Source organism: Novosphingobium oxfordense, assembly GCF_044029435.1.
Classification (GTDB): domain Bacteria; phylum Pseudomonadota; class Alphaproteobacteria; order Sphingomonadales; family Sphingomonadaceae; genus Novosphingobium.
Genome location: NZ_CP147008.1, coordinates 1642753 through 1660762, shown reverse-complemented (window position 1 = coordinate 1660762; position 18010 = coordinate 1642753). Strand labels below are relative to the sequence as shown.

Genomic DNA, 18010 nt, shown 5'->3' with positions numbered 1-18010 from the left:
TGATAGAGGCAGACAGCGCCGGGGCGTTAAATGACGCGTAGCGAAGCCTTGGCACGGGCTTGCCAAGACAGTGGCCCGACCTTACCCGTGCAGCCCAGAGGATTTCCCGGATGCCTATCCCAGAGCGAGCCAAGGAACGCATTAGCAGGCCCCACGACATAAGGGTCACCCGCTCGCGAGAAGCCTTGCGCGGCGCGCTCCTCGAACTGATCGTCACCAAGCCGCTCGATCAGATCACCATACGGGAAATCACCCGACTGGCCGGCGTCAGCTATCCGGTATTCTTCCGCCAATTCGCGACGAAGGAAGACCTGCTGGCGGATGTGGCGACCGAGCAGGTGAGAAACCTGCTCAACCGATCCCAGCCGGCCTTCGCTCGCGGCGGCGCCAATTCTCTCCGTGACCTCTGCGACTACGTTGCCGAACATCGCAAGCTCTGGGCCACGCTGCTGACTGCCGGCGCGCAAGGTGAAATGCGGGGCGAATTTTCGCGCATCGCAAACGAGATATCGAACGAACGCCCGCGAACGAACCCCGACCTTCCGCCGGACCTCGTTACCGAACTTGTCACGAATGCGATCTTCGACATTCTGACCTGGTGGCTGCGCCAGGAGGAGGGCTATCCGATCGGCAACGTGGTCAAGCTGCTCGATAGTCTGGTCGTGCGGGTCTACAGCCGCCGGATCCCGATCGATCTGGAATAGGGCGGCGGCAGGAACGACCCGGCCGAATTTCGCGCGACATCGATGGCGTGGCACGGACCGCCAAACTGCTGTCATGCTTGTGGTTAAGGACGCCCGACTTCTTCCCCCTGTCCGGAGCGTCCATGCCCCTCCTTTCTCTGGCGCTTGCCGCCGCCTCATCCCTTGCCCCCGCGCCTGCCCTGCACATGAACGACGTACAGGCCGTGGGCACGCACAACAGCTACAAGCAGGCCATGAGCGAGGATGTCCGCCGCGCGATCGCCGCGAAGAGTGAGGCCGCCGCCGAAGCGCTGGACTACAGCCACCGACCGCTCGCCGAGCAACTGGACCACGGCGCGCGTCAGTTGGAAATCGACGTGAACTACGATCCCGATGGCGGCTACTATGCCAAGGACAAGTCCGACGCCGAACTGGTGAAGCCGGGCTTCAAGGTGCTGCACATCGCTTTCAGCGACGCGGGCAGCAGTTGCGAGCGGCTGGCCACCTGCCTTGCAATCATCCGCGACTGGTCGGCCGCGCATCCCGATCACGCGCCGATCATGCTGATGTTCAACGCCAAGGAAACCGCCGATCCTGAACACGGCAAGCCCGCGCTTCGCTTCGACGAGAAGGCGTTCGACGCGCTGGACCGCGAAATCCTCTCGGTGATCCCGCGCAAGCAGTTGATCCTGCCCGATGACGTGCAAGGCCGCTATCCGACGCTGCGCGACGCCGTGTTGGCGGGCAACTGGCCCAAGCTGGACGCGGCGCGGGGCAAGATCTTCTTTGCGCTGGACGAACATGAGCCGACGATTTCGATCTATCGCGGCAAGCGCAAGTCGCTGGAAGGACGCGTATTCTTCGTGAACACGGATGAGAATTCCCCCGCCGCCGCCTATCTCACCATCAACGATCCCATCGCCGAAGGCGATCGCATCGCGCGCGACGTGAAGGCCGGATTCATGGTGCGCACCCGCGCCGATGCCGACACGCGCGAGGCCCGTGCAGGCACTCTCGCCCGCTTGCGCGCGGCATTGGCCAGCGGCGCGCAATACATCTCCACCGACTATCTCTGGGAAGATCCGCGCCTGCCCGGCTATCGCGTGGCTCTGCCGGGCGACGTGGTGACGCGCTGCAATCCGGCTCGCTGTCCGCAAGAACTGAAGCCCGATTTCGAATTGGATGCCGCAGATCGCACCAACATCGAGACGAAATAAATCGCACTGCGCAAATAGTTCTTCGAATACGACGAAATAAAAAACAAAGCCCCTCTCAATTTACGCTCACATAAATCGAATTCGATATCGATTTCATAAAAATGTCACACTTAGTCCCTGAACTTTCATAAAATTCTTTTGTCCCCGCCAGAGCCGTATCCCTCTCTTCACCCTCGATCACGGACCCGATCCGGGCCGTTTCATCGATCAACGGAAGATGAGGGATACGACAATGTGGAACAGGCGCAGCCTCTGGCTGGTATCGACGGCTCTAGCGTTCGCGGCGCAGCCCGCGCTGGCGCAGGACAAAGCGGGAGCGACTGCTGCGGGCGAAGACGATGACAGCATCGTCGTCACCGGTTTTCGCGCCAGCCTTCAAGGCGCCCGCGACGTGAAGCGCCAGGCGACGATCATTCAGGACTCGATCGTCGCCGAAGACATTGCCGCCTTCCCCGACCTCAACCTTGCCGAAGCGCTGCAGCGCCTGCCCGGCGTCGCCATCAATCGCGAGGCCGGCGAAGGCCGCCGCGTCAGTCTGCGCGGCCTGGGCCCGGACTTCACGCGCGTCCAGCTCAACGGCATGGAAGTGCTGGGCAACGTCGATTCACCGCAGGACAGCCGTGGCCAAGGCACGCGCGACCGCGCGTTCGACTTCAACATCTTCGCCGCCGAACTGTTCAACCGCGTGGACGTGCGCAAGTCGTTCTCGGCCGAACAGACCGAAGGCGGCCTTGCCGGTACCGTCGGTCTCTACACCGCGCGTCCGTTCGACTATTCGGGCACCAAGGTCGCCTTCTCGGCCTCGGGCGGTACCAACACGCTGACCAAGGACTTCCAGCCGCGCCTGACCGGCCTCGTTTCCAAGAACTGGGGCAATTTCGGCATCCTCGTTTCCGCCGCCTACAGCCACCGCCAGACCCGCGAAACCGGCGTGGACACCTATCGCTGGCGCTTGAACAAGGCCAACGGTTCCGACATTTCCGACCTGACGCAGGAAGAGCAGGACAAGATCAACTCCGGCGAGTTGCGCTTCGCCCGCGGCAACCGTCTGTCGGTCTGGGACAGCACGCAGGACCGCCTTGGCGTAACCGCGTCGGCGCAATGGAACCCGGCCGATACCGTTCACCTGACGCTTGACGGTCTTTACGGCAAGTACAAGGCCGATCGCTTCGAAACCCACCTCGCCTCGCGCGGCGGCGGCGGCTCCACCTGGCTGGGCGGCGGCCAGACCTTCGCGGGCGTGACGTACCCCAACTCCACGATCAACGCGATCGAGTGGAACGACCAGAACGAGGTGACCTACCTCGACGTTTCCAATGCGCAGACCGCCACCGAAACGCGTATCCAGAAGACCACCAACACCTTCAAGCAGTTGGTGCTGAGCGGCGATGCGGAAATCGTCCCCGGCCTGAAAGCCACCTTCCTCGGCGGTATCGAACGCTCCAGCTACGACATGCCGGTGGACGACCACTTCTATACCGAAGCTTATGGCGACGTGATCTCGGACTATCGCGGCGGCAGCTACTCACTCGTCAACACCTATGGTTGGGACACGAGCGACGCGGCGAACTACCACGCGCACGAAATCGACATGAACCAGAGCTTCCAAGACACTGCCTTCGACAACGTGAAGGGCGCGCTGGCCTATGAGATCACGCCGGACGACAAGATCTCGGTCGGCGGCGAATGGCGCCGCTTCAAGAACTCGGGCTACAAGCGCACCTATAACGACGCGCTGCTGACCGCGTTCAAGAACGGCACCGTCAGCGCCGATATCAGCGATTATTCCAAGGTTTACACCGGCTACAAGGGCCAGGACTGGGTAATCGTCGACTACGACAAGGCGCTGGACGTGCTGGGCATCGACCGCAGCGATTACCTGACCACCAAGAACAGCGTCTTCGCGGTGGAGGAACGCACCGCCGCCGGCTATGTCCAGTACGACTGGAACCACATGCTGGGCAACCTGCCGTTCCGGGGCAATATCGGCGGCCGCTACTACCACACCGACATCCTCTCGGCCGGTATCGGCACGGTGGGCGGCGCCGATACGCCGATCGCCGTCTCATCGAGCTATCAGGGCTTCCTGCCGGCCATGAACCTGATCTTCGACGCATCGAAGAACCTCGTCGTCCGCGCCTCCGCCGCGCGCAACATCAACCGGCCTTCGCTCGGCTCGCTGGCGGTGAACGGCACCGTATCCGTGGGCGACAACAATGAACTCTCCGTTTCGGTCGGCAATCCGGCGCTCAAGCCCTACAAGTCGACCGACCTTGACCTTTCGCTCGAGTACTACTTCGGCAAGGTCGGTTCGGTCAGCGCCGCGCTGTTCTACAAGACCCTGGACGGCTTCATCACCACCCAGACCGTCAATGACATACCGTACAGCGAGACCGGGCTTTCGACCGACCTCGTTTCCGGCGTGACCGGCAGCACCATCGTCACTTCGTTCTCGCGCCCGGTGAACCTGGGCAAGACCGATCTCTGGGGCCTGGAACTGGCCGCGCAGACGGACTTTACCTTCCTGCCCGCACCGTTCGACCACTTCGGTACAGCGGTGAACTTCACCTACGTCAATTCGAAGTACGATTACTCGACGATGTACACCGGCGGCGCCAACACCACGCTGGAAGGGCTGAGCAAGTACAACGGCAATATCACGCTCTACTATCAGGATGCGAAGTTCGACATTCGCGGATCGGCCAACTACCGCAGCAGCTACGTCTACAGCGCGGCGCCGATCACCAGCACGCTGGGTCTGGACCAGGATCTCTCCGGCTATGCCGCGACGATCTATGTCGATGCCTCAGCCCATTACAAGGTGATGGAAGGCGTGCAACTGACGCTCGACGCCATCAACCTGACCAACCAGCACGAGAAGCAGTACTCGGACAGCACCAAGCGTCTCTACGTCAACACCCGTTCGGGCACGACGATCATGGGCGGCGTGCGCTTCGAATTCTGATCGCATCTGCCTCCATGCGAACCCACGCCGCAGGCAGGCCCATCCCCCGGACCTGCCTGCCGCTCCCGGCCCGAACGTCACCACGTTCGGGCCGGTTTTCGTAGGACATCTCTTTCCGAACTTTCAGTCACATGCATTTCACATGACTGTCATCCAGCCCGGCTAGGCGCGCCCTCGAAAGGGCGCTCCCCCGTGTCTTCGCTCCTCCCCGGTGGCCGGTCGCGCCGCCTTGCAGCCGCTGGCCTCGTGCTCGCCGCATGCCCCGCGCTCGCCATCATTCCGGCGGCTGCGGAGGCGCGCGAGGCGCAGGTCTCGCTCCACATTCCGGTGCTTCGGCTGGCCGACGCGCTGGCGGAGATCTCGCGCCGGTCGGGCATGCAGATCGTCACTTCGGTTCCGGCCGATTTGCGGACCACACGCCCCGTGCGCGGCCGCTTCGGCTTGGACGAGGCGATCCGGCAAGTGACCGAGGGCCTGCCCGTCACCATCCGGCAGGTGCCCGGCGGCTATCTGGTGACGCCGGCCCAGCCGCGCGTCGCGGCCACCCTTCCGCTACCGGGCGCAGGCCTGCCCGCGGCACCGGAAGCCCACGACGACCCCATCGTCGTCACCGGCTATCGCGAGAGCCTGCGACAGGCCGTCACCGTGAAGCGCGCTTCCCGCTCCATCCTCGAAGTGACGCGGGCGGAGGACATCGCCGCCTTCCCCGACCACAACGCTGCCGACGCCCTCCAACGCCTGCCCGGCATCGCCATCAGCCGTGACAATGGCGAAGGGCGGCAGATTTCGCTTCGCGGGCTTGGCCCGCTGTTCACCCGCACCACGCTGAACGGGATAGAGGCGCTGGCGACGACCGCATCGGGGATGGACAATCGCGGCTCCGCCAGCCGCCAGCGCCGCTTCGACTATTCGGTGTTCGACGCCGGGCTGTTTTCCGGGGTGGAAGTGCGCAAGACCTGGTCGGCCGACCTCGACGCCGGCGGCATCGGCGGCACCGTCGCGCTCCACACCCTGCGCCCGTTCGACCGGCCGAACGATGTGACGCTGCTGTCGGTGCAGGGCCGCACATCGGGCAACGGCAGCGCGATCACGCCGCAAGTGACAGCCGAAGTCTCGCGCCGCAACGACAGTTGGGGCGCGCTTTTCGCAGTCTCCTACAGCCGCAACGAAGTGACCGAATACGGCTATCGCAACTGGGACTGGGTGCCGGTGACGTTCGGAGAAGCCAATATCGGCCCCGGCATCAGCACAGAAGACCGCGCACGGCTGACGGGTAATGGCGATCCCGTCTACATGTCGCGCGGGCAGACCTATTCCACCTGGACCAATCGGTTCGACCGCCTGAACATCGTCGGATCGCTGGAGCATGAGGGCGACGACGGACTGCACGTGACGCTCGACGTTATCCATGCGCGGCTTTCCAATCACCGCGGCGAATATTCGCTGGCAGCCGCCGGCACCAATGGCCTCACCACCGGCACCATCGACGGCACGCAAGTGCTGAATTCCGTAAAGATCGTCGGCGACACGATGGTCGCGGCGGACTTCAGCGGCATCGACATGCGCACCGAGCGCAAGGTAACCGAGGATCACACCGATTTCGATCAGGCGGTGCTTTCGGTGCAGCGCCCGCTCGGCGATTCCACCCGGATCGAAGCGCGCGCCGGCTATGCCCGGTCGGACTTCGAGGAGCCGGTGTTCGACAAGGTGTTCCTGGAATCCACCGGGCAGGACTTCGCCTATGTGGCCACCGGCGCACATCCGCGAAACACTTATGGCTTCGACATTGCCGACGCCGCAAACTGGAACCTCATGCGCGCCGACGTGCGAGAGGATGCCATCGTCAACGAGAATGCCAGCGCGCGGATCGAACTGGTGCGACGCTTCGGACCGCACATCGAACTGCGCGTGGGCGGCAGCTATCGCTTCTTCGGCAACGACGGCTACGAAAGGCGCGTCACCACCGACTATCGAGGCGATGCCGGCCAGGCTGTCACCGCGCTGATCGAACCGCGCTCGCTGGCCCGCTACGTCGTCGCCGATCTTGACGCCACGTTCGCGGCACTCGGCCAATCGCGCGACCTGACCTCCACTTCCGACCTTCCCGGCACCGCCTACCGCGTGCGGGAAAATGGCTATGCCGCCTTCGCCCTCGCCCAGTTCGACTTCGCATTGGGTTCCGTCCCGGTCGAGGCCGAACTCGGCCTGCAATACTTGCGGATGGACACCAGTTCATCGGGCGAGGCCAGCGACGACACCACCCTGGTCGCCGTCGTCCAGCGCAGCCGCCATTCCGCCTGGCTCCCCTCGTTCCAGGCCCGGATGGATCTCGCCCGCGACCTGCGGCTGCGACTGGCCGCCAGCCGCAATCTCAACCAGCCGGACGTCGCCGACCTGCGCGCCGCCGCATCGGTCAATTCCACGCCCTTCGGCGGCACCGTGGAGACCGGCAATCCCGCGCTCAAGCCTTTCGCGGCGACGGCGCTGGACCTCTCGCTGGAACGGTACATGGGGCATGACGGCTATGCCTCGCTCGGCCTGTTCTACAAGCGGATGGAATCGTTCATCACGTCCGAAACCACGGTCATGGCCTATGGCGATACCGGGCTGCCCTTGGCCTTCCTCTATGACGGGCTGGACGGCTCGGCGCTCTACAACGTGGTGCGGCCGCTGAACGGCAAGGGCGCATCGATCCTCGGCGCCGAAGCCGCCGTCCAGCGCGATTTGCGATTCCTGCCCGCCCCGCTCGACCGGCTGGGTGTTCAGGCCAATGTGACTTTCGCCTCCGGCCACAGCGACGTGATCTATGACAGTACGGCGATCCAACTTCCGCTGATCGACCTCTCGCGCTGGTCCGGCAATGCGACACTCTACTACACCGGTCGCGGCTGGGACGCGCGGGTGGCGGCGGCGTGGCGCGGCACTTACCGCATCGACATAGGCAACAATGGCAACATCGGCGAATGGATCAAGGGCGGCATGACGCTCGACTTCGCGGCCCATGCCAAGCTGTCCAGAACCCTTCAGGCCATGTTTGAGGCACGCAACCTTACCGATGCGCCGATCACTCAGTACACCGACCGGGTCGCGAAGCGCCTGCTGGCCCGCACCCGGTCCGGCCGGGTCTTCTCCTTCGGCATGCGCTGCACGTTCTGATGATGAACGGACCGCCGCTGTCCCCGTTCGGCGCTCCGGTGCCTCTACCGTTCAGGCGCGCCAGCTTGCTTAGGTTGCGCTTCGTTCGATCGGGATGCCGCGCATGTTCATGAGCAATGCCACCAGCCCGCTGCTGGCCGGAATGGGCCGGCTGAAAAGCTATGTGCGCAAGCGCATGCGCGATCCTGACGGTGTGGAGGACGTAGTGCAGGAAACCCTCGCCCGAGTGATGGAACAGGAGCAGCGGCAGGCAATCGAGCATCCGCTGGCCTATGCCTTCCGCGTGGCGGATTCGGTGATACTGGCCGATGTGCGCAAGGGCGGGCAAGCGCGCCGCCTGGCCGGCGAACTCGATCCGCTCGAACTCGTCTGCGACATGCCGCTGGCGGACGAAGTACTGGACTATCGGGAGCGCTTCGCCCGCTTCGAAGCCGCGCTCGCGCGGCTGACGCCAATGCGGCGCACGGTCTTCCGACTGCGCCATGTCGATGGAAAATCCCGGCAGGAAATCGCCTCCGAACTCGGGCTGAGCCTGGAGGCCGTGAAGAAGCACCTCGTGCGCGCCATGGCCGACCTGGCGCAAGCGCTGGAGAGCGATCTGGGCACGGCCGGAGAGGGACAAGAAAACAATGGATGACACGCTGACCTCCACTCTCGAACTGGCCGCGGACTGGGCTGACCGTTTCGCGGAACTGACCACCGACGAGCGTCGCCAGCTGGCGCTTTGGCTTGAGGAATCGCCGGAGAATGCCGCGGCTTTCGCCCGCATGCGCCGACTGATGAGCGACACCGCGCTGATCGATGCGTTCGATAAGGGTGACGCGCCGGTGCAGCCGCTTGCGCCGCTGCCGGAACTCCGCGCGGGCAGCAGCCGGCCTGCGCGCGCGGATCGGCGCAAGCCGATGCTGGGGCGCCGTCAGGCGATCGCGGCGGGGCTTGCCGGTGCCCTCGCGCTGCCGTTCGCCGGTTATTGGCTTGCAGGCGGGCAGACGGCCGGTTCCCCCCCGCCTTTGCGCTTCGCCAGCCGTGTGGGCGAGCGGCGGCGGTTCACGCTTCCCGATGGGTCCGGCCTGTTGCTCGACGCCGCATCGCGCGTGGCGGTCGATTTCTCGGAAGGTCGCCGCCATGTCCTGCTGGAACAGGGTGCGGCACGCTTCGACGTTCGCCATGATCCCGCCCGGCCTTTCAAGGTACGCACGCCGCATGCCGGCATGGTCGCGCTTGGCACGAGCTTCAGCGTCGATCATCTGGCCGAAGCAAGCGAGCTTCGCGTCTTCTCCGGCCGCGTACGCCTCGACGTAGCCGATCAAGAAACCAGAGTGGTACCGGCCGACCGCTGGGCGCTGGTGCATGGAGCCACCGTTTCGACCGGCTCGTTCGATCCTACCACTCATCCCGACTGGCAGAGCGACTGGTTGGATGCTGACGCCATGCCGCTGGGCTTTGCTGTCCAGCGCCTCGCCCGCTACAGCGCTGCGCCGGTGCGGATCGCCGATCCCAAACTCGCCAGCCTCACTTTCAGCGGCCGCTTCCGGCTCGACAATCCGCGCCAGTCACTCGAACTGATCGGCGCGCTGTTCGGCCTGAGACTGGAGAAACGCAAAGACGCGCTCTACCTCGCCTGATGACTCTGAAAGCGGGTTAAACCAGATGCTCAGACCAGTTGGTCCGATGCAATCGGATCGGCAACCGGTCTGGCGCCCGCGGCTCTATCTGCCATCGGTCGAGGAGGGGAGAAATCGGACGGCCGCGATCTGGGCATCGTATCAGGCAGGGGCGCGCAACATGATGCCGCCGAGCGACCCACTGCGTAGCGGTGCCATCCGTTCAATGAAAACGACGGAGCTGGCGTAGCTATTGAATGGTCGCGTTGCCATCGCGCAGGACCATGCCCACGTAATTGCATATAAAGAACCACTCCTGCACCTTGTCGTACTCGTGCCGCTCCTTGATTTCCTGAAACCGTTGTTCAAGAAGTTGATTCACGCCAGCACCATGCTTCGCGACAAGCTCGCGCGCCTTTTGATAGTAGACATTGTGCATAGAACCCGCAGCAAGCCGGATGGCACGGCGAACAGGGGTTTCGTCCTCTTCTTTTCCCATCATCTATAGGAAAAAACATACCTTAGCGAACAGCTTACATGGATGTCGCTTGAAAGCCTTGCCGGGCGACCTTCAGCACTGTTCCTGCGCTGCGCGCGCAGAGGACGGACGCCGCGTTCGAAGGAAGACGCCGTGTCGGTATGCTCCGTATCCCAATCCTCCAATATCTCGGCGAACTGTTTGCAGCATATCCGCGACAGATCGATGCCGGCCTCGGCCAATTGATCGGAACGTGCCGATTCCAGAAGTTCCACCGAAAGCTGCAAGGTGCGCAGGAAAAGCGCCTCTTCGCTCGCCGTGGCGAACGGCACTTCATAGTTGTCCATGTAGTCCAGCAGAGTGACACACTCCTGCAGATCATTCGCTGCAGTTTCCCATGGACACTTGGTTTCTGAAAACGACATTTCCGATACGCCCCCGCTACCGTGACACACAGTCACGGCCTGTCCGTGCGTCGATGGCGCGCGCCCTATCGCGTTATTACTGTTGATGAAATCACAAAATGAAGCATGCGCCATACTATTTAGGTATGATATCCATACCTAATAGGTTGCTTTCACCGTGACGGCCAAGCCGGCGACGAAGCCGGCCGTGCGCGCCGAATTTCGCGCTAAATCCGCCATTTTCGAGTCTGGATAATTTTCCATCTTCCGACAGCACTGTAGCAGCAAGAATGCTACCTCAATGCGACCCATGCACGAAATGCAATGCCAGGCGGGTATCGCGTCTGCAGATTGAACGAAGTAACGGGGACCGCCCCCAAACCCCGGCCCAAGGCTTCCGAACGGCGCTGGTTCCAAAAACAATTTCGCGCCGATGGAGGAATGCCACGCGCGCACTTCACAGGACCAGCGGCCTCGCCCAGCGCTTATTGCGCCCCGGACACAGCGTTGACCATGGCAACGCGACCCGTGATTCGGGCGGATCGGTCCGGGCGGCTGCATCAGAGATCCCGGCTGTCGAGGAAAGGACATCGTTCGCCGACGCATTCTCCTGTCACACCCTTGGCCGGTTCACCGCGTTCCCGCGAAAGCCCAGCGCACGGCACCTGCCATGGCCCGCGTTCCGACCATGACCGGCAATGCCGAGGCACCCGGGCGCTTCAGCCCCAGCGCGACCCGCGCGAAAGGAGGCAGGAGATCCACTGCCGCAAGGGCAAGCGTCCTGGCCACCGCGCCGGGCCTGTGTTCCTCCTCCCCGTTCAACAGGAACGAGGCGACCTCGCGCGCGGCGGCGCCGCCTTCGAGTTCTCCGCGCATTTCGGTCATGAGCGCGGCGGCATCGGCGCGGTTGCGCGGAACAGGCGATGCTCCCAGCATCTCCGCCACCACCGCGCTCTGATCGAAATAGCGGTCCTGCGCGGCGAGCGACATGCCGGGATCGCCATAGGCGAGATAAGCCTCAAGAAAGCTCGTCGCTTCGGCAAGATGCACCCAGGCGAGCACCCGAGGCTCGGTTGCCGAATAGGGTCGCCCATCCGGCATGGTGCCGGTGATCCGGGCGTGGATGGCGTTGACATGCCCGATGGCTTTGGCCGCCTCGTCCCGATGGCCGTAGGTCGTCTGCGCGATGAAACGCGCCGTTCTGCGCAAACGCCCCTGCACGTCCTCCCGGAAATCCGAATGATCGAGCACACCCTGCAAGGCCACCGGATGGAGCATCTGCAACAACAGCGCCCGAATGCCGCCAACCATCATAGCGACGACGTCGGCATGAACCATGCGGATGGGACTGTCGATTTCGAAAAGGGCCTGGTCTGAGGGGACGACCGGTGCCTCTCCCTTCTCGCGATCGTTGAACACTCCCCGGACCTGCCGGACAAGGAGGCTGCGGACCGCGGAAGCCGGGCCGGGAATCTTCATCGTGGCCATGAGGCAATCCTGCATGAAATCGGCGAGCTATAAAAGCGGCTGGATCGCCCCCGCCCACTTGCGCCGACGATAAGGTCTCTCCCTGCCTTTCCCGGCCCGGGCCCGGCGGCTAAGCCATTTCCATGCCCCCCTCCTCCGCCGACCTGAACCGCGCTGCCGAATTCCTACGGCAAAGCCCCGACTATCGGATCCTGCGCCGCCTCCAGCCGGTAACGCGATTTCATGCACCGGAACCGAATGGCTCCAGCCGGATCGGCGTCGCCGTCGATGTCGAGACGACAGGGCTTGACCACGAGACGGACAAGATCATCGAAATCGCCCTCCAGCGCTTCCGGTTCGACGACGCCGGCCGCATCGTCCAGGTCGGCCTGCCCAGGGTATGGCGTGAGGATCCGGGCATGCCGCTCGATCCCAGGATCACGAAACTCACTGGCCATACCGACGAGGGCCTTGCCGATCAGGCGATAGACGATGCTCTCGCCACCGAAATCCTGTCCTCCGCCGATCTCATCATTGCGCACAATGCCCGTTTCGATCGGCCATTTGTCGACAGGCGGCTGCCCGCGATCGCCGGCAAACCCTGGGCCTGTTCGATGGCCGAACTCGACTGGCTCGAATTGGGTTTCGACGGAAAGGCGCTTGCCCATCTCGTCTCGCAGTGCGGCTGGTTCTACGAGGGACACCGTGCCGAAAACGACATCCTCGCGCTGATCTACCTGCTCGCCCATGACCTGTCGGACGGCGAGACAGTCCTGGCCAAGCTGGCCTCCGCTTCCGGCCAGCAGACGTACCGCGTCAACGCGGTCGACGCCCCTTTCGCGGCCAAGAATCTGCTCAAGGCGAAGGGATATCGATGGGATTCGAACCTCCGGTTCTGGTCCAAGGAAATCCCCAATGCGGAACACGACACGGAACGCGACTGGTTGAAAAAGGAAGTCTACACCGGTCAAGGCGAGGCAGCATTCATTCCCGTCTCCGCATGCGATCGGTACAGCAGATCGTGAAAACCCGCACCGCAGCGGACGGGAACCTACGGGATTACCCTTAGGGAAGTCGGAAATAGAGCGAGAGCTTCAGGCTCTCGGCAATCAACCGGGCTTTCCGCTGCAGAGCGCATGCGTGCAGTCTGGGCAGCAAGGCGTCCGTCGTCTCGTCCCACAGTTCCAGCCAGCGATCGAACATTTCCGGCGTGATCTTCGGTTCCAGCGCGCCATGGATCGCCACCGGGTTACCCTTGTACTTTCCCGAGGACAGAAGCACCGAAGACCAGAAACTGACAAGGCGCTCAAGGTGTTGATCCCAGTCATCGACCGCTGCGTTGAAAACCGGAGCAAGCATCGGATCGCTTCGCACCCGCGCATAGAAAGCCGGCACAAGGCGGGCCAATTCCGCTTCCGTGGGAAGATGATCATCCCGACTAACTGCCATTCATACCTCCTTTTGCCCGAGGGAAGTGGCGTTCCCCCGCGACATTTCAAGGACCGTGCAACCTCTTCGGCGGGTCTCCACCACCGGGGTAGGGCGTCGCCGGAATTGGCGCCACGGCCTGCATCGCGCGGCACCCGGAAGAGCAAAAAATTGGAAAAGCATTCATCACGTAGAGCCACGATGAATATTGGGCTTTACTTGAGAGGCATCTGGTTCGAAAATAGGGCTTTCCAGAAGTACCCAGAAGAGGGAACGCCATGTCCGAAGCCGAACAGCCAGAGTTGGCACGCCTGACCGTCGAACTGCTGAGCGCCTATGTCGCAAACAACACGGTCCCCAGTGACGCGCTTCCCAGTCTTATCGAAGCGACCCGCTCCGCCCTCGCCGGCAAAGCCGAAGCGGAGAGCGCCGAGGCGACGTACACCCCCGCCGTATCGGTCGAGGAAAGCCTCGCGTCGCACGACCACATCGTCAGCCTGATCGACGGCAAGCCCTATCGCGCGCTCAAGCGGCATCTGGCGAACAATGGACTGACGCCTGAGGAATATCGCGCCCGCTACAATCTGCCGGCGGACTATCCGATGGTTTCCCCGGGCTATTCGGAGCAGCGCCGCGCCTTCGCCAAGGCTTCCGGCCTTGGCGGCAGCCGCGCCTCGAAGCCGGAGACGAGCGTTGCAGCCCCGGCGCCCGCAGCGCGGCCGGCAAAGCCGGTTGCGGCCAAAGCCAAGCCTGCAGCCAAGAAGGCAAGCACCGCGCCGGCGACGAAGGCCGTAACCGAGCCGGCTGTGACGAGTGAAGCGTCGAGCACGCCCGCCACCGCACCAGCCAAGGCCGTTGCAGCAAAACCCGCAAGCCGCCGAACGGGGCGCACGCCAGCTGCAAAGCCTGCCGCCGGAAAGGCGAAGACGCCGGCCAAGGCCGCTGCAGCCAAGAGCAAGCCCGCTCGCAAGGCCGCAGGCAAGGCATCAGCCGCGCCTGTCGCAAAGTCCGCTGGCGAAGCGCCGGTAGCGAAGGAAGCTCCCCTGGCACCCCCAGCCGCCCCCACTCCCGCTCCCACCAAGACGGCAGCGAAAGCCCCGGCCCGCCGGATGGCCCGCATGCCTGCCGCAACGCCGGCTGCCGAGACGGCCAAAGCAAAGGTGACGGCAGCCCCCAAGCCGGGCGCGAAGAAGGCCGCGGCCGCCAAGACCGCTGGCTCCACCGAAGCCAAAAAGGCTGCATCTGCTGCACCTTCGCCGAAGAAGAAGGCCGGTTCCACTACGTCGGGCAATAAAGCCGCCACCGCAACGACAGTCAAAGCTCCGGCGAAGACTGACGGCGCACCTTCCACGGGTAAGGCTGCCGCGGCGACCCCGCGCAAATCGAAGCCGCAAAGCGATGGTGCCAAGCCGAAGGGCAAGCTGAAGCTCCGTTTCGCACCCGAGGGCGCGCCGGCTGCAGACCCCACCCCCGAGAGCGCCGGCACGCCGCCCGTCGACGCCCCCGCCAAGTAATGAAACCGGCGCTCGGGCCGCCACAGGTGGCGGCCCGAGCACATGGCAGGTCCGATGGCAGGTCCGGCACGCATCTGCCCCGCCGCCCCGTTCATGGCATTGGACCTTCCTTCCCTATTCAAGCCGCCGGTCCGCTAGGCCGTGAGGACGCTCTTCAGCGACGCTTTGTGGAAATGACCACCGATCCGGTCGAAGAGGGCCGGAACACTTCCCACGTCAATTCCATGCCCATAAGCACCCCCACTGCAAGTCCCAGGTCGGACCAAGATCTGGCGGCGCCGATACGCACGCTTTAGTGCAAGACCTCACGGACTTGCTGTCGCGCCGCCCCCCGAGCAACGCCCCGTCCGACAGCAGGGTACGTGGTCCGACCTCTTCCCTCCCTGAACCAATGCTCTGACCATAGGGCTTCCGCATCCCGAACTCGACGTCACGCGGGTGAAATGGATCGGGCGCGGCATGCGGGCGATGGACGCCGGAATTTATCGCAACAATCGTCTCGCCTCGGCCCGCGACACGCGGCCTTGAGTGGACCGAATTTTCTCACCTTCCCGGTTGACGGGAAAATCCATATAATGAAATGTCATCCCACATAAGATATAGGTCCAACGGGAAGGGAGTGTGCATGTGCAAGCCGGGCTGGAGCCCTGGCGAGATATTGGCCCAAGGCCTCGCCACGTCCGCCAGCGCAGGTTCCGTGGCGCCGTCGGCCAAGCGCGCGAACACAGCATCTTCGACGATCTCCCCAGATCAACCTCTCCGAAAAGGTCATTCCATGCATCGGCACATGTTGGAAATCATTCGCACTTCGCCGCATCGTGAGGGCTTGGCATGATTGCCGCCTCGCTGCTTCTGCTCGCCGCCGCCGCGGCTTCCGCAGGCGATGTGGCACCCAAGCCGCTGTTCCGCGACCCGGTGCATGACGGCGCCGCCGATCCCAGCACGGTCTACGATCCCTCCGCGCGCGAATGGGTGATGTTCTATACGAACCGCCGGGCCGACCTGCCGATGGAGGACGAGAAGGACGTCCGCTGGGTCCACGGCACCGCAATCGGCACGGCGCGTTCGAAGGACGGCGTACACTGGCGCTATGATGGTACCGCGACGATCCCGGATAACTGCACCGGCGCGACGCTCTGGGCGCCCGATATCGAGCGCTTCAATGGCGAGTGGCACATGTGGCTGACGGTGGTGCCCGGCGTGTTTCGCGACTGGAATGCGCCGCGTTTCATCGTCCACCTCACCAGCCGCGACCTGAAGCAATGGACTTGCGGCGAACGGCTCGATCTCGGCTCCGACCGGGTGATCGACGCCAGCGTCGTCGCGCTGCCCAAGGGTGGCTACCGCCTGTTCTTCAACGACGAGCGCATGGGCAAGGCGATCCGCACGGCGGACAGCACCGATCTCCTCCATTGGACCGTCAAAGACCGCCTGACCACCACGCCCGGCGAGGGCCCCAAGGCCTTCCGCTGGAAAGGCCGCTGGTGGCTGGTTTCAGACGCATGGAAGGGCCTGCTCGTCATGCGCTCCGATGATGGAGAGCATTGGACCACCCAGCCCGGCCACATCCTCGCCACGCCCGGACAGGCGCCGACCGACCGCGCCAAGGGGCAGCATCCCGACGTGATCGTCTCCGGGAAACGGGCCTATATCGTCTATTTCGTGCATCAGGGCGGCGAGGACGAGGCAAAGTCCAACCCCGACTGGAACCGCCGCAGCGTGCTCCAGATCGCGGAGTTAACAGAGAAGGACGGCGTGATCGCCGTGGACCGCGACAGCGCCGCTCATGTACAATTGCTGCCGCCGAAGGAGACCCGGCGGTGAGCTTCACTCTCGATCGACGCTCGCTTTGCCTCGGCGCAACGGCGCTGGCCAGCTGCGCGACCGCGCGCTTCGGCACCGCCGAACCCGAAGGCCCGCTGCTGTTCGCCTACTTCAGCACCGGCAAGGGCGAGGCCGACGGGCTGAAACTGGCCGTCAGCGAGGATGGTTTCACCTTCCGCACGCTGGGCGCCGGCAAGCCTTTCCTCGTGCCTCAAGTGGGCGAGAAGAAGCTGCTGCGCGATCCTTTCCTGTGGCGCGGCGACGGCCCGGACGCGCCGTGGCACTGCGTCTGGACCACGGCGTGGGAAGGCGTGACCATCGGCCACGCCACCACGTACGACTTCGTGAACTGGACGCCGCAGCGCGCGATCCCGGTCATGGCCTCTGTCCCCCACACCCGCAACTGCTGGGCACCGGAGGCGATCTTCGATCCCGCTACGCGCCGCACGATGATCTTCTGGTCCAGCACCGTGGAGGGGCGCTTCCCCGAGACGGCAGGCACTTCCGAGAGCGGCTACAATCACCGCCTCTGGTATACGACCACCGCCGATTTCGAGAACTTCACGCCGCCGCAAGTGCTTTACGATCCCGGCTTCAGCGTGATCGACGGCACCTTCGCCCATGCGCCCGGCGGAGGCCTCTGGCTGGTGGTGAAGGACGAGACCGTCAACCCGCCGCGCAAGTGGCTGCGCGCGGCTTCCGCAGGCTCTCCGCTGGGGCCGTTCGCGCCGCTGGGCGATCCCTTTACGCCCTCGTGGGTGGAAGGTCCGATGACCGCACGGATCGGCCAGGAACTGATCTGCTATTACGACGTCTATCGCGACGGGCGCTGGGGCGCGAAATCGACCCGCGACATGGTGACCTGGCAGGATGCCAGCGACCGCCTCTCGATACCGCAGGGTGCGCGCCACGGTTCGCTGGTGCGGATCGACCGCAAGCTGCTGGCCGCCCTCGAAAACGGGGATGGCGAAATATGAAAAGACGGCTCCCGGCTGGAGGAGCCGGGCGCCGTCAGTGCCGGCGCGGGAGGGCCCTGCCGGAAACTGCAAAATCAGAACTTCACCTTCACACCTGCCGAGATCGCGCTGCTGGGCGGCGGACCATCACGAAGACCTTCGGGTGGTCATCCCCCCAAATGGTTCTGGTCCATGCGGCGGAACACAGCAGGACACACAACGCCCTGTCAGGATGGTCAAAAATATTTGATATTGGGAAAGTGTTCGTCCGTGGACGGTACCAGACAGCGCGGGCGTGAAAGCATAGAGCTTTC

14 protein-coding genes are annotated in these 18010 nt (G+C 63.9%); 10 read left to right on the top strand and 4 right to left on the bottom strand.

The genetic code is table 11. From position 1 onward, the window contains the following. Positions 1-185 precede the first annotated feature (185 nt). From WBP07_RS30035 to WBP07_RS30010, 6 genes are all read left to right on the top strand, one after another. Entirely contained in the window at positions 186-704 is a 519-nt protein-coding gene (locus tag WBP07_RS30035; protein ID WP_395396892.1) for a TetR/AcrR family transcriptional regulator, read from the top strand. 122 nt (positions 705-826) lie between these two features. Beyond that, the gene (locus WBP07_RS30030; protein WP_395396891.1) at positions 827-1900 is read left to right on the top strand and encodes a Ca2+-dependent phosphoinositide-specific phospholipase C; all 1074 of its coding nucleotides are present in this window, start codon (positions 827-829) and stop codon (positions 1898-1900) included. 232 nt (positions 1901-2132) lie between these two features. Next, positions 2133-4865, top strand: coding sequence for a TonB-dependent receptor (locus tag WBP07_RS30025; protein ID WP_395396890.1), 2733 nt, complete (start codon positions 2133-2135; stop codon positions 4863-4865). 192 nt (positions 4866-5057) lie between these two features. Beyond that, the gene (locus WBP07_RS30020) at positions 5058-8021 is read left to right on the top strand and encodes a TonB-dependent receptor (RefSeq protein ID WP_395396889.1); all 2964 of its coding nucleotides are present in this window, start codon (positions 5058-5060) and stop codon (positions 8019-8021) included. A 109-nt stretch (positions 8022-8130) separates the two neighbouring features. Next, entirely contained in the window at positions 8131-8658 is a 528-nt protein-coding gene (locus WBP07_RS30015) for an RNA polymerase sigma factor (protein WP_395396888.1), read from the top strand. Next, positions 8651-9646: a FecR family protein gene (locus tag WBP07_RS30010; protein WP_395396887.1), complete on the top strand. Its 996-nt coding sequence runs from the start codon at positions 8651-8653 to the stop codon at positions 9644-9646. Before WBP07_RS30015 ends, WBP07_RS30010 begins: the two co-directional genes overlap by 8 nt. Before the next feature lie 229 nt (positions 9647-9875). Here WBP07_RS30010 and WBP07_RS30005 read toward each other — a convergent pair whose 3' ends face one another. From WBP07_RS30005 to WBP07_RS29995, 3 genes are all read right to left on the bottom strand, one after another. Further along, positions 9876-10127: a hypothetical protein gene (locus WBP07_RS30005; protein WP_395396886.1), complete on the bottom strand. Its 252-nt coding sequence runs from the start codon at positions 10125-10127 to the stop codon at positions 9876-9878. Beyond that, positions 10124-10528, bottom strand: coding sequence for a hypothetical protein (locus WBP07_RS30000; RefSeq protein WP_395396885.1), 405 nt, complete (start codon positions 10526-10528; stop codon positions 10124-10126). Before WBP07_RS30000 ends, WBP07_RS30005 begins: the two co-directional genes overlap by 4 nt. Positions 10529-11137: 609 nt before the next feature. Continuing rightward, entirely contained in the window at positions 11138-11995 is an 858-nt protein-coding gene (locus tag WBP07_RS29995) for an oxygenase MpaB family protein (RefSeq protein WP_395396884.1), read from the bottom strand. Positions 11996-12117: 122 nt separating this feature from the next. Here WBP07_RS29995 and WBP07_RS29990 point away from each other — a divergent pair, with 122 nt between their 5' ends. Next, entirely contained in the window at positions 12118-12999 is an 882-nt protein-coding gene (locus WBP07_RS29990; RefSeq protein WP_395396883.1) for a 3'-5' exonuclease, read from the top strand. 40 nt (positions 13000-13039) lie between these two features. Here the strand turns inward: WBP07_RS29990 and WBP07_RS29985 are convergent, their stop codons facing one another. Continuing rightward, positions 13040-13423, bottom strand: coding sequence for a group III truncated hemoglobin (locus WBP07_RS29985; protein WP_395396882.1), 384 nt, complete (start codon positions 13421-13423; stop codon positions 13040-13042). Positions 13424-13680: 257 nt separating this feature from the next. Between WBP07_RS29985 and WBP07_RS29980 the strand changes: the two genes are divergently transcribed. The 3 genes from WBP07_RS29980 to WBP07_RS29970 all read left to right on the top strand — a co-directional run bounded on the left by WBP07_RS29980 (position 13681) and on the right by WBP07_RS29970 (position 17717). Further along, positions 13681-14916 carry a MucR family transcriptional regulator gene (locus WBP07_RS29980; protein ID WP_395396881.1) on the top strand — a complete coding sequence of 412 codons (1236 nt, stop codon included), beginning with the start codon at positions 13681-13683 and terminating at the stop codon, positions 14914-14916. Between the two features lie 831 nt (positions 14917-15747). Then, positions 15748-16740, top strand: a complete 993-nt coding sequence (locus tag WBP07_RS29975) for a family 43 glycosylhydrolase (RefSeq protein WP_395396880.1) — start codon at positions 15748-15750, stop codon at positions 16738-16740. After that, positions 16737-17717, top strand: a complete 981-nt coding sequence (locus WBP07_RS29970) for a glycoside hydrolase family 43 protein (RefSeq protein ID WP_395396879.1) — start codon at positions 16737-16739, stop codon at positions 17715-17717. Before WBP07_RS29975 ends, WBP07_RS29970 begins: the two co-directional genes overlap by 4 nt. The last annotated feature ends 293 nt before the right edge of the window (positions 17718-18010 follow it).